This window comes from Micromonospora sp. ATLC20, from assembly GCF_057196585.1.
The window spans coordinates 1-12,009 of the sequence record NZ_JBXUOV010000174.1 but is presented as its reverse complement, the minus strand read 5'-3'; the positions used below and the strand labels follow the sequence as shown (position 1 = coordinate 12,009).

At 75.6% G+C, this 12,009-nt stretch carries 10 protein-coding genes; 4 read left to right on the top strand and 6 right to left on the bottom strand.

The window, feature by feature from the left end; all coding sequences use genetic code 11:
• On the top strand, window positions 1–501 hold a 501-nt coding region (locus AC2CHG_RS25770; protein ID WP_484525759.1), incomplete at its 5' end, for a helix-turn-helix transcriptional regulator.
• On the opposite strand, the gene AC2CHG_RS25765 is transcribed toward AC2CHG_RS25770, so the two are convergent.
• From AC2CHG_RS25765 to AC2CHG_RS25750, 4 genes are all read right to left on the bottom strand, one after another.
• On the bottom strand, window positions 429–1,649 hold the full coding sequence (locus AC2CHG_RS25765; protein WP_484525758.1) for an MFS transporter: 1,221 nt from the start codon (window positions 1,647–1,649) through the stop codon (window positions 429–431). The genes AC2CHG_RS25770 and AC2CHG_RS25765 overlap by 73 nt on opposite strands.
• A gap of 80 nt (window positions 1,650–1,729) precedes the next feature.
• Window positions 1,730–2,203: a hypothetical protein gene (locus AC2CHG_RS25760; protein ID WP_484525757.1), complete on the bottom strand. Its 474-nt coding sequence runs from the start codon at window positions 2,201–2,203 to the stop codon at window positions 1,730–1,732.
• Between the two features lie 34 nt (window positions 2,204–2,237).
• The gene (locus tag AC2CHG_RS25755; RefSeq protein WP_013286843.1) at window positions 2,238–2,426 is read right to left on the bottom strand and encodes a hypothetical protein; all 189 of its coding nucleotides are present in this window, start codon (window positions 2,424–2,426) and stop codon (window positions 2,238–2,240) included.
• A 41-nt stretch (window positions 2,427–2,467) separates the two neighbouring features.
• Entirely contained in the window at window positions 2,468–3,280 is an 813-nt protein-coding gene (locus AC2CHG_RS25750; protein WP_484525756.1) for a hypothetical protein, read from the bottom strand.
• A 109-nt stretch (window positions 3,281–3,389) separates the two neighbouring features.
• Between AC2CHG_RS25750 and AC2CHG_RS25745 the strand changes: the two genes are divergently transcribed.
• On the top strand, window positions 3,390–6,050 hold the full coding sequence (locus tag AC2CHG_RS25745) for a cation-translocating P-type ATPase (RefSeq protein WP_484525755.1): 2,661 nt from the start codon (window positions 3,390–3,392) through the stop codon (window positions 6,048–6,050).
• Between the two features lie 33 nt (window positions 6,051–6,083).
• The gene (locus AC2CHG_RS25740; RefSeq protein WP_366619517.1) at window positions 6,084–6,965 is read left to right on the top strand and encodes a universal stress protein; all 882 of its coding nucleotides are present in this window, start codon (window positions 6,084–6,086) and stop codon (window positions 6,963–6,965) included.
• Between the two features lie 77 nt (window positions 6,966–7,042).
• On the opposite strand, the gene AC2CHG_RS25735 is transcribed toward AC2CHG_RS25740, so the two are convergent.
• Both AC2CHG_RS25735 and AC2CHG_RS25730 read right to left on the bottom strand, forming a co-directional pair.
• A complete protein-coding gene (locus AC2CHG_RS25735; protein WP_484525754.1) occupies window positions 7,043–7,342 on the bottom strand; it encodes an STAS domain-containing protein in 300 nt (99 codons plus the stop codon).
• Window positions 7,339–11,490: a SpoIIE family protein phosphatase gene (locus tag AC2CHG_RS25730; protein ID WP_484525753.1), complete on the bottom strand. Its 4,152-nt coding sequence runs from the start codon at window positions 11,488–11,490 to the stop codon at window positions 7,339–7,341. Before AC2CHG_RS25730 ends, AC2CHG_RS25735 begins: the two co-directional genes overlap by 4 nt.
• Window positions 11,491–11,750: 260 nt before the next feature.
• Here AC2CHG_RS25730 and AC2CHG_RS25725 point away from each other — a divergent pair.
• Window positions 11,751–12,009: PEP/pyruvate-binding domain-containing protein (locus AC2CHG_RS25725; protein WP_484525752.1), on the top strand; the 259-nt coding region annotated here is incomplete at its 3' end.

Sequence of the window (12,009 nt, the reverse complement as noted above, 5' to 3'; positions counted from 1 at the left end):
GCCGCCGCCCGCGCCGCCGCCGCGCGCGTCGAGGGCCTGCTCGCCGGCGAACCGGACCTGGACGAGGCCTTCGCGGCGGCGCTGGCCCGGTGCGATCCCGCCGTCGTCCCGCTGGAACGGGCCCGGACGCTGCTCAGCTACGGGCAGCGGCTGCGCCGGGCCCGGCGCCGCCGGGACGCGCGGGTCCAGTTGCACGCCGCGCTGCGGTTGTTCGAGGCGCTCGGCGCGCAGGGCTGGGCGCGGCGGTGCCGCACCGAGATCGACGCCACCGGCCGGCGGCAGCCCGACCCCGGCGACCGGACCGTCGACCGGCTGACCGGTCAGGAACGCCTGATCGCCCTGCACGTGGCGGAGGGCCTGACGAACCGGGAGATCGCGGCCCGGGTCTTCCTGTCACCGAAGACCGTCGAGTACCACCTCGGCAACGTCTACCGGAAGCTGCGGCTGCGCTCCCGGCCGGAACTGATCCGCCACCTGTCCGGCCCGCCGGCCGCGGGCTGACGACGCGGCCGGACGACCGCCGCCAGTGCCGCGGCCAGGCACGCCACGGCGGCGAGCACCAGCGGTGGCCGGCCGCCGGCCGCGACCGCCGCCGACCCGAGCGGGATGGCCAGTGTGATCGGCCCGAACATCGCGGTGTTCGCCGTCCCGGCGACCCGTCCGAGCATCGCCTGCGGCGTGTACGTCTGCACGGCGGTGACCGCCGCGACGAGCGTCCACGGCAGACCGACGCCGATCACCACCGAGGCGGCCACGGTGCCCGGCCACCAGGGCAGGCAACGCCCGAGACAGCCGGCCGCGAACAGGACCGTGCCGGCGGCACCGACCGCGATCTCACCGTGGCGGCGGACCAGCCGGCCGACCACCAGCCCGGCGAGCAGCGATCCGCCACCCTGGGCGCCGGCGAGCACGCCGAGAAAGGTGGACGGCAGCCCGAGGCCGGTCACCACCACGTGGTACAGCGCCGCGGTGGTGAAGCCGGACATCGCGATGGACACCGCCGCGAGCGCCACGGGTACGCGTACCGCCCGCCGGGTCAGCAGTGCGGTGAGCCCGTCCCGGACTCGCGCCGGGCGTGCGGCCGGGGGAGCGGGGCCGGTCCGCGTCAGGCGCAACGCGCCGTACAGGGCGGCCACGAGCACCGGTACGACGGCGGCGAGCACCGCGACGACGTGCCCGCCCCGCCACGCGTACAGGCCCGCCCCGGCCAGCGGCGCCACCAGCTTCACGCCCTCCTGCGCGCTCGACCGCCAGCCGTTGACGTCGGCCAGCCGGGCCGGGGGGAGCGCGGCGGGCAGCAGCGCTGTCTCGCCGGCGTCGACGAGCACGTAGCCGATTCCGTAGGCGAGCGAGACGGCGTAGATCAGCCACGCCTCGCCGGGCCCCCGTACCGCCAGCAGGCTCAGCAACGCGGCGGCGAGCGCGAGGTTGACGCCGATCACCAGCGGACGCCGGGGCACCCGGTCGAGCAGGCCGCCGAGCCACGGGCCGGTCAGCGTCGGGGCGTAGACGCAGAGCCCGGCCAGCGCGGCGAGGCCGGTCGAGCCGGTCAAATCCAGGATCCAGATGCCGCAGACCAGGGCCATGGCGCTGCCGCCGAGGCCGGACAGCAGCGAGACGGCCACGAACAGGACGGCGTTGCGGCGCATGGATCCCCCCGTGAGGTTGAGCCTGGTGGACTCACATCCTCCGGAGTTGAGCCGTCAGGGGGCAATGCCTAGAGCAATCGTCAATGCGATGTTGACAAGGCGGCGGCGATGCGTCGAGCGGCGTCGAGTGCCGGAGCGGGCAGCCGCCGCCCGGCCCCGGCCAGGTCGTCGGCGAGGTGCGCGGCCAGCGTGTGCAGCGGCCCGGCGCCGGCGTCCAGCGCGAGCGCGCAGGTGCGGCGCGTCAACGCCGCGCGGGGGAAACGGCCGTCCCACGCGCGGTCCGCCTCGATCCAGCGGTGCAGGTCGGTGACCGCCGCCCGCAGCACAGGCAGGTCGGGGGCACCGACCGGATCGAGCCGGGACAGGCGGGCCCGCCGGGCCGCGACGAGGCGTTGCCGGCGCTGCTCGGCGGCCTGCCGGCTGCCCAGGCCCAGCGCCCGCGCGATCTCGGCCCAGGTGGCGCCGCCGTGCCGGGCCCGGTCGATCAGGTCAAGCTCGCGCTCGTCCAGCCGGACCCGGGCCGCGGCGATCTCGGACAGGTGGTCCAGGGTCACCTGTCAACGCTACATTGACAACCGCCTCGGCACGTCAGTCCTCGGGGACGCCCGGGCCCACCTCGCCGCGCGCCAGACGCTCGGCGTTGCGGTCGGCCTCGCTCTCCGCGTTCTCCGCCCCGGCGCCCGGGTCCCGGGTACGCCGCCCCTCGGCGTCCTGGAACACCTGCCCGCGCTCGAGCGCGCCCTCCTGCTGCCGCTGGAACTGCTCCGGATCCGTCATGACCGTCAGGTGCCCCGGCGGCCACGCGGCAAACCGGTACGTCAGCGCGGCGGCGCCACGTACAGGCCGGTCTTGCAGCCGGTCTCGCCCGGCTCCAGCCAGATCCGGTCGTACCCGGGGGATTCGATCTTCCCGGCCGGTGTGCGGACGAGCAGGAGGCAGTCCCGTTCGGCCGGTACGCCGACGGCGGCGACGAGCGCGCCCTCGTGCACCGTCGTGTCGACGGTGATCCAGTCCTGCGGGAAGGCCGCCCGCACGGCGCCCGCCAGCGTGTCCGGGGTGGCGGTGCGCAGCACTGCGGTGAGCCGCTGCCGCCCGTCCTCGGGCACCCTCGGCACCGGCGCGGCGGTGGGCGGCGAGGGAGCGGGGCCGCTCGGACAGTCGATCTCGTGGTACGTCGTGTAGCGGTAGAGCTCGAACTCGTAGCGGTAGCAGCGCGTGGCCTCACCGGCGCTGTTGCTCGCGCCGCCGATCGACACCGGCGGCCGCTCCGGGACTGTCACCACGAACCGGACGTCGACGGTGGCCCGCTCGTTCCCGGCGGTGCGGCCGGACCAGGCCAGCGCCTCCCGCCGGACCGTCGCACCGCCGCCGGACGCGGCGTCCTTCGGCTCCTGGACGATCTCGGCCGCCGCGATCGACCCGGCGTCCCGCGCCCGGTTGCGGTGCCCCAGCTCCGTGTTGAGCTGCTTCGCCTCCGCCGCCGCGGTGTCGCGCGCCAGCGCGTCGCCGCTCTCCTCCCCGAGTCCCTTCCCGCACCCCGCCGACGCGAGCAGGAGCACCGCGAGCGTCCACCGCACCCACCGGTGACGGGACGGAGGTGTCGGCCCGGTGGCGCTGCGTGTCCGGTTCACCGCGCGGACGTTACCGGCGCGCCGGGCGCCGCGCTGCCCCGTACGCGGGGGCCGTTGGTCCCGGGCCCGACAGGCCCTCGGCCCTGCGACCCACGTAGGGTCGCGCGGCATGCTGGGATTGCCCGGCGCGGGCGGCGACGACATGGAGGACGATGTGGTGATCAACGGCGGGCCGGCGACAGCGACGACGCCCACCGAGATCTCTCCGGCCCCCGCGACCGGGCTCGGCTCGGCCGAGGCGGCCGCCCGGCTGCGCGCCGACGGCCCGAACACCGTTGCCGCCCCGCGCAAGCGCGGGCTGGCCGGCCGGGTGTTCCGCCAGCTCACCGACCCGCTGGTGGCGCTGCTGCTGGCCGCCGCCGTGGTGACCACGCTGCTGCGCGACTACCCGGACACCGCCGTGATCGTGCTGGTCGTCCTCATCAACACCGCGATCGGCGTGGTGCAGGAGGTACGCGCCGACCGGGCCGTCGCCGCGCTGGACCGGCTCGCCGCGCCGACCGCGCGTGTGGTCCGCGACGGCCGTGACCTCGTGCTGCCCGCCGCCGACCTGGTCCGCGGCGACCTGGTCCGGCTGGAGGCGGGCGACGTGGTTCCGGCCGACCTCGATCTCACCGACGCGGTACGCCTCAGCCTGGACGAGTCGGCGCTGACCGGCGAATCGGTGCCGGTGGCCCGGGTCGCGGGGGAGGAGGCGAGCGCCGGCACCGTGGTGACCACCGGCCGCGCCACCGGAACCGTGGCGCGTACCGGCGCGGCGAGCGCGCTGGGCCGGATCAGCGCCCTGGTCGCGGCGACCAGGCCGGCGCCCACCCCGCTGCAACGACGCCTGTCCTCGCTCGGCCGGGTGCTCGGCCTGACCGCCGTGGTGCTCTCCGGGCTGGTCTTCGCCATCGGCGTGCTCGACGGGCAGCCGGTCACGCAGATGGCCGTCACCGCCGTCAGCCTCGTGGTGGCGGCCGTACCGGAGTCGCTGCCCGCCGTCGTCACGCTGGCGCTCGCCCTGGGCGCGCGCCGGATGGCCGGCAGCCGCGCCATCCCCCGCCGGCTGCACGCGGTGGAGACCCTCGGCTCGGTCACCGTGATCGCCTCCGACAAGACCGGCACGCTCACCGAGGGCCGGATGGCGGTGCAGTACGCGGTCGTCCCCGGCCGCGCCCGCTACGCCGTCACCGGCACCGGCTACGCGCCCGGCGGCGAGGTGCACCACCGGGGCGAGCCGGTGAGCGCCCCCGACGAGCTGCGTGCCCTCGCCCGCGCCGGGCTGCTCTGCAACGACGCCACTGTGACGCCGCCGACCGACGAACGGCCCGAGTGGACGGCGATCGGTGATCCGCTGGAGGCCGCGCTCGTCACGTTCGGCGCCCGCTGCGGCCTGGACCCGGACACCACCCGCGACGCCTGGCCCCGCGTGGCGGAGGCCCCGTTCGACCAGGACCTGCGCCGGATGACCACCGTGCACCGCCGCTGCGACGGGCGCTACCTGGTGGTCTGCAAGGGCGCGCCGGAGAACCTGCTGGCCGCGCCGCTGGTGGACGCCGACGCCGCGGAACTGGCCGAGCTGACCGACGCCGCGCACCGGCTTGCCACCGAAGGGCTGCGCGTGCTGGCGGTGGCCTCCGCGGTGGTCGACACCCTGCCCGACCCGGCCCGGCCGACCGGCCTGCGCCCGCTGGGCCTGGTCGCGGTCGGCGACCCGCTGCGCGCCGCGGCGCCCGGCATCGCCGCGGGCTTCGAGGAGGCAGGCATCCGGCTGGTCCTCATCACCGGCGACCACCCGGCGACCGCCGCCGCCATCGGCGGACGGCTCGGGCTCTGGCGCGACGGCGACCCGCTCGCCAACGGTGACGACGGCGACCCGGGCCGCGCCCACCCCGAGACCCGGGTGTACGCGCGGACCCAGCCGGAACAGAAGCTCGACATCATCGCCGGCCTCCAGAACCGGGGGCACGTGGTGGCGATGACCGGCGACGGCGTCAACGACGCCCCGGCGCTGCGCCGCGCGGACATCGGCGTGGCGATGGGTGGCGGCACCGAGGTGGCCCGGCAGGCCTCCGACCTGGTGCTCGTCGACGACGACCTGACCACCGTGGCGACCGCCATCGGCGAGGGCCGCCGGATCTACGACAACATCCGCCGGTTCCTGCGCTACGCGCTCGCCGGTGGCGTGGCCGAAATCGCGGTGATGCTGCTCGGCCCGCTGTTCGGCCTGCCGGTGCCGCTGCTGCCGGCGCAGATCCTCTGGATCAACCTGCTCACCCACGGCGTCCCCGGGGTGGCGCTCGGCGCGGAACCGGCCGAGCCGGGCACGCTGCGCCGGCCGCCCCGCTCCCCGCAGGAGTCGGTGCTCGGCGCCGGCCTGGGCCGGGACGTGCTGGTCACCGGCGGGCTGATCGCCGCGGCGACGCTGGGCGCCGGGGTGTGGGCCGCGGCGGCCGACCGGCCGTGGCAGTCGGTGGTGTTCGTGGTGCTCGGCCTGGCCCAGCTCGGCGTGGCGCTGGCGGTCCGCGCGATCCGTACCCCGGGCTCGCGCGAGCGCAACCTCGCGCTGCCGGTGGCGGTAGCGGTCTCCGCTGTGTTCCAGGTGGCGGGCGTGCTGCTGCCGCCGCTGCGCGAGCTGCTCGGCACGTCCCCGCTCAGCGCGCTCGACCTGCTCGCCTGCGCCGCGATCGGTGTGCTGCCGGGGCTGGTGCTGCGGCTGACCCGCCGTCTCCGCGGGACCAACGGCCCTCACGCCGTGACCCCGGACCCTGCCGGGCCGGCCGCCTGACCGGCAGGCTGAGCACGAGTGAAGGAGGACGACATGACGATCCACTCGCAGGCCCCCGTCGTGGTGGGCGTGGACGGCTCCGCCGCCTCGCTGGACGCGGTCCGGGTCGCCGCCCGCGAGGCCGCCGACCGGAACCGGCCGCTGCAGGTCGTCCACGCGTTCATCTGGCCGCTGACCCGCGCGCCGCTCACCCCGGCCCCGGGCGCGCCCGCCGGCGCCGGCCTGCGTAACCAGGCCGAACGGGTCGTCGCCGAGGCGGTCGCCGAGGCCGGCAAGGTCGCCCCGGACGTCCCGGTCACCGGCGTGGTGGTCGACGGTGCGCCGGCTGCGGTGCTGGTCGCCGAGTCCCGGGAGGCGGCGCTGATCGTGCTCGGCCACCGCGGCCTGGGCGGGTTCGCCGGCCTGCTGATCGGCTCGGTCACGCTCCAGGTGTCGGCCCGCGCACACTGCCCGGTGCTGGTGACGCGCGGCGAGGCGCGCGCCGACGGCCCGATCGTGGTCGGCGTGGACGGCTCCGAGCTGTCCACCGCGGCGGTCGGGTACGCGTACGAGGAGGCAACCCGCCGGGGCGCGTCGCTGATCGTGGTGCACGCCTGGCTGTACCCCACCCCGATCGGCCCCGGCGACATCCTGCCGCTGGTGTACGACCCGGAGGCGCTCGCCGAGGAGTCCCGGCGCGTCCTCGCCGAGTCGATCGCCGGCTGGGCCGAGCGTTACCCGGACGTGCCGGTACGGCAGCGGTCGCTGCGCGGCGCCCCGGCTCGGGTGCTCGTGGAGGAGTCGAAGGACGCCCAGCTCGTGGTGGTCGGCGCGCACGGCCGGGGCGCGCTGGGCGGGCTGCTGCTCGGCTCGGTCAGCCACGCGGTGCTGCACCACGCCCACTCGCCGCTGGTGATCGTGCGCAACGGCGCCTGACCTCGCGACCGCGCCCGACCAGGCGAGAACGCCGACGGTGCCCGACCCCCGCGACAGCGCCTGACGCCCCGACGGCGTCAGGCGCTGCGGACCGTGGTGAGGTCGGCCAGCCCGGAGATGGTCAGCAGCGGCTCCAGCAGCGGGCCGGCGATCAGCGCGATCCGGTCGGCGTGCGGGAACAGCGCGGCCAGCCCGGCGCTGTCCAGGTACTCCACCTTCGTGAGGTCCACGACCAGGGGTTCGCCGTCGGGGCGTACGGCGTCGGCCAGCGCGTCGGCGAAGGTGGACGCGTTGCTCATGTCGATCTCACCGACGGCTTCCAGCACGCGCACGCCGTCCGGGCTGTCGCTCGTGGTCAGGGTCAGGGACGTGCTCATGGCGTGATCCTCGCCTGCATGTCGACGGTGGTGCCGGCGGCCCCCGGGGTGACGCTGATGTCGTCCATCAGCGCGCGCATGAGCACGAGTCCCCGGCCGCGGTGCGGGTCGGGAGGCTGGTCCCGGTCGCGCCAGTGGCCGCTGTCGGTGACGCTCAGGCGCAGGGCGCCGGCGGTGGCGGCGGCGCGCAGCCGGATCCGTCCGCCCGGGTCGTCGCGGTGCCCGTGCTCGACCGCGTTGGCGCACGCCTCACCGGCCGCCACCAGGATGTTGTAGGCGTGGGCGGGGGCCAGCCCGCAGCGCTCCAGCCATCTCCGCAGCGCGGTGCGGACCTCGGCCAGCCGGGTCGACTCGGCCGGGAACTCCAGTTCCAGTGGCCCGGGGTGGCGGTAGAGCAGCAGGGCCACGTCGTCGTGGTAGCCCCCGTCCGGGGTGAGCCGGTCCATGATCTCGGTCGCCAGCACCTCGACCGGCGCGTGGTGGCCCTGCTGGATGGCGTCGGTGGCGCGGGAGATGCCGGCGGTGATCGGCTGGCGGCGGCGTTCCACCAGGCCGTCGGTGTAGAGCATCAGGGTGGCGCGCGGCGGCACCGTCGCCTCCGCCTCCGGACGTTCCTGCCCGGGTCGTACGGCCAGCGGCCGGGACCGGCCGTGCTGCAGCAGTTCGGGAGTGCCGTCGGCGCGGACCACGATGGCCGGTGGGTGACCGGCGCTGGAGTAGCGCATCAGGCCGGTGGCCGGGTCCAGCACGCCGCAGAAGACGGTGGCGCAGGACGCCCCCGGCAGCAGCGCGGCGAACCGGTCCAGCGCCTCGAGCGTCCGGGCCGGGCTCGGGTCCTGCAACAGCAGTGCGCGGCAGGCGCTGCGCAGCTGCCCCATCACCGTCGCGGCCTGAAGGCCGTGGCCCACGCAGTCGCCGACCACGATGCCGATGCGCCCGTCCGGCAGCTCCACGGTGTCGTACCAGTCGCCGCCGACCTTGAGCGGCATCGCGGCGGGGGAGTACCGCACCGCGAAACCGGCGGGGAGCTGCGCCGGGCCGAGGATCGCCCGTTGCAGGGCCAGCGCGGTCTCCCGCTGCTGGTCGATCTGGTGCACCCGGTGCAGCCCCTGCCCGATGTGGCCGGCCAGCAGCGCCAGCAGCGTCTGGTCCTGCTCGGTGAAGGGCCGCTTCTCGCCCAGGTCGATCCAGAGCGCCATGGTGCCCTGCGGGTGCTCGACGGCGATGCCGGCGCCGTGCGTACGCGTCGCCACCGGGGTCAGCAGCGGGGTGTCCCGCAGCTCGAGCAGCGCCTGCCGGCGCTCCTGCGGCAGCGTGTCCCACCGTGCCGCCGGGTCGGTGGCGGTCACCTCGGGGACGGGCAGGTCGCCGAAGACGGCCGTGAGCACGCCGGCGGCCCGCCACAGCTTGCGCAGCTCGTCCAGCACCCCGTGCAGCGCGTCGGTGAGGTCGTCGGCCTGCGACAACCGCATGCTGAGCCCGGCGAGGGCGGTCTCCCGCTGCACCGCGTAGTGCTCCGCGGTGACGTCACGGAACGTGCCGACGATCACCCGGCGGCCGGTGTCCGGATCGTCGACCTGGTTGAACGCGGCCGAGATCCAGATCCGGTGCCCGTCGCGGTGGGTCACCGGCACGGTGTACGTGCCCCGGGTCTGCCCCACGAGTCTCGAGAACGCCTCCGCCACCTGGCGGTGCGCCTCGGGCTCGGCCTCCCGGTCCGGCCACCACGGGTGCACCGCCGGATAGGGCAGCCCTTCGGTCCCGTAGCCGAGGATGCCGGTGAACGCCGCGTTGATCTCGACCACCGCGCCGTCCTCGTCGCAGACGAAGAACGCCTCCTGCAGCGAGTCGACGAGCGCGGTACGCCAGCGGGCGTGGTGGTTGCGCAGCCGGGCCAGCTCCACGTTCGCCCGGACGCGGGCGAGCAGTTCGGCGGCCGGGAACGGCTTGACCAGGTAGTCGTCGGCGCCTGCTTCCAGCCCTTCGATCGAGGCCTCCTGCCCGGCGCGGGCGGACAGCAGCAGCACCGGGGTACCGGCCGTCCGCTGGTCGGCGCGCAGCGCGGCGACCAGTTGCAGGCCGTCGAGCCGGGGCATCATCACGTCGCTGACCACCAGGTCGGGGGTGTGCGCGCGGGCGGCGTCCAGCGCGGCCTGCCCGTCGGCGACCGCGCGCACCTCGTGCCCGGCCGAACGCAGCAGCCGGGTGAGGTACTCCCGCATGTCGGCGTTGTCGTCGGCCACCAGGACGCGGGCCTGCGCCCCGCCGGGCAGCGGCTGGAGCGGTCCGCCGGCCGGGTCGTCCCCGCCGCCGGCGGCGGTGCCCGGTTCGGCCGGCAGCCAGCGCAGCGCCTCCTGCACGAACGGCTCGGCCGACGCCGGCGTCCGCCCGGTGCCCGCCGGGGCGAGCGCGTCGGCCGGCAGGTGGCCGGTGCCGAACGGCAGCCGGATGGTGAAGGTGGTGCCCCGGCCCACGGTGCTGATCGCGTCGATGCCGCCGCCGTGCAGCGTGACCAGCTCTCGGACCAGGGCCAGGCCGATGCCGCTGCCCTCGTCGGAGCGGGAGCGGGCGTTCTCGATGCGGTGGAACCGCTCGAACAGGCGCGGCATCTCGTCGGCGGGTACGCCGATGCCCGTGTCGGAGATCCGCAGCACCGCGGTGTCGCCCTCGCCGCGCAGCTCCACCCGGATGGCGCCGTCGAAGGTGAACTTCAGCGCGTTGCTGAGCAGGTTCAGCACCACCTTCTCCCACATGCCGAGGTCCAGGTGCACCGGCTCGGGCAGGGGTGGGCAGTCGACCTCGAAGGACAGGCCGGCCCGTTCGATCGCCGACCGGAAGACGCTCGCCAGGTCGGCGGTCACCGCGGCCAGGTCGACCGGCTCGTAACGGGCCTGCATCCGGCCGGCCTCGATCCGGGAGAAGTCGAGCAGGCTGTTGACCAGCTTGCCCAGGCGCAGGCCGTTGCGGCGGATGACGTCCAGCTCGGCGCGGACCTGCTCGTCGGCGTCCGGCAGCCGGCCGCGCAGCTCGTCCAGCGGTCCCATGATCAAGGTGAGCGGGGTGCGGAACTCGTGGCTGATGTTGGAGAAGAAGGCGGTCTTCGCGCGGTCCAGCTCGGCGAGCTCCTCGGCCCGCCGCTGCTGCGCCTGGTAGCTGCGGGCGCTGGCGATGCCGGTGGCCAGATGCCCGGCGGTCAGCTCCACGAAGCCGCGGTACCCGTCGTCGAGCGCCCGGTAGCGGTTCAGCCCGGCGACCAGGAACCCGTACGGGGCCCCGCCCTGCTGCCGCAGCGGCACCAGCAGCGCCTCGGCCGGCGCGGCGGGCCAGGCGCCCGCCGGCAGGTCCGCGAAGGGCGGGCCGTCGAGCGCGACCCGCACCGAATCGCCCTCGGTGAGGGCGCCGGCCGGCCACGGCGCGGCCGGGTCACCGAGCGACAGCGTGGCCGGGGCCGCCGGGTGCCCGTCCGGCAGGCCGGTCGCCTCCACCAGCCGGGCCCCGCCGTCGTCGTCGTACAGGTAGGTGAGCGTGAACGGCAGGTCCTGCGGGTTGCGGGCCAGCTGGCGGCTGACGAACGCGAGCGTCTCCTGTTCGGTGCGGATGACGCTCGGGTCCGAGCCGAGGTCGCGCAGCGTGGCCATCCGCCGCTCGCCGATGACCCGCTCGGTGTCCTCGCTGACCACGCAGAGCATCCCGACCAGGCCGCCGTCGTCGTCGCGCAGCGGGCTGTAGGAGAACGTGTGGTAGGTCTCCTCCCGGTAGCCGGCGCGTTCCAGGAACAGCAGCAGCCCTTCGTCCCAGGTCGCCTCGCCGGTGCGCAGCACGGTGTCGACGCGGGGGCCGATGTCGTCCCAGATCTCCGCCCACACCTCGTTCGCCGGTAGCCCCAGCGCCCAGGGGTACTTGCGGCCGAGCGTGTCCCGCCGGTAGGCGGCGTTGCAGAAGAAGCTGAGCTGCGGCCCCCAGGCCATCCACATCGGGAACCGGGAGGACAGCAGGATCCGTACCGCGGTCCGCAGGCTCTGCGGCCAGGTGTCCGGCGGTCCCAGGGGATGCGCCGACCAGTCGATCCGCGCCAGGTCCGGCCCGATCTCCGCGTCGACGGCGAAGACGTCGGCACGCGTACGCGGGTCGGTGTCAGCGCCGCTCATCGCCCGAGTCTCCCCCACCCCGTCCGGTCCCGCTCGTCCGGGCCACGTCGCGGCCTCGTGGTCGCTTCTTGCCCCGTCGCGCCCCCGGCACTCCACCCGGGGCGGGGAGATCTGACTCACGTGACGGCAGCGGGTCAGGGCAGGGGTTGGTGGTGCGGAAAAACGAAAGGCAAGGAGACAGATCTCCTCGCCACTATCAACGTATATCGCACACCGGGTCTTGCCGCAAGGCCCCGGTGATGCCGCAGAATCATCGGCCGATGCGGGTCGAGCTGCGAAAACGGGGGCACGGCATGACCGGACGGTACGTGTGGCAACTGCACGAGGTGGACGAGACGCGGATCGCCGCGGTGGGGGGCAAGGGCGCGCACCTGGGGGCGCTGACGCGGATCGACGGGGCGCGCGTACCTCCGGGTTTCTGCGTCACCACCGACGCGTTCCGGCTGGCCGTGGCGCGGACGCCGGCGCTGGCCGGCCCGCTGGAGCGGCTCGCCCGCGCGGACGCGGACGACCCGGCGG

Excerpts from the sequence above, each read along its gene's own strand:
- AC2CHG_RS25765 (WP_484525758.1), bottom strand. The coding sequence starts at position 1,649 with ATGCGCCGCAACGCCGTCCTGTTCGTGGCCGTCTCGCTGCTGTCCGGC.
- AC2CHG_RS25755 (WP_013286843.1), bottom strand. The coding sequence starts at position 2,426 with ATGACGGATCCGGAGCAGTTCCAGCGGCAGCAGGAGGGCGCGCTCGAG.
- AC2CHG_RS25745 (WP_484525755.1), top strand. The coding sequence starts at position 3,390 with ATGCTGGGATTGCCCGGCGCGGGCGGCGACGACATGGAGGACGATGTG.
- AC2CHG_RS25740 (WP_366619517.1), top strand. The coding sequence starts at position 6,084 with ATGACGATCCACTCGCAGGCCCCCGTCGTGGTGGGCGTGGACGGCTCC.
- AC2CHG_RS25735 (WP_484525754.1), bottom strand. The coding sequence starts at position 7,342 with ATGAGCACGTCCCTGACCCTGACCACGAGCGACAGCCCGGACGGCGTG.
- AC2CHG_RS25730 (WP_484525753.1), bottom strand. The coding sequence starts at position 11,490 with ATGAGCGGCGCTGACACCGACCCGCGTACGCGTGCCGACGTCTTCGCC.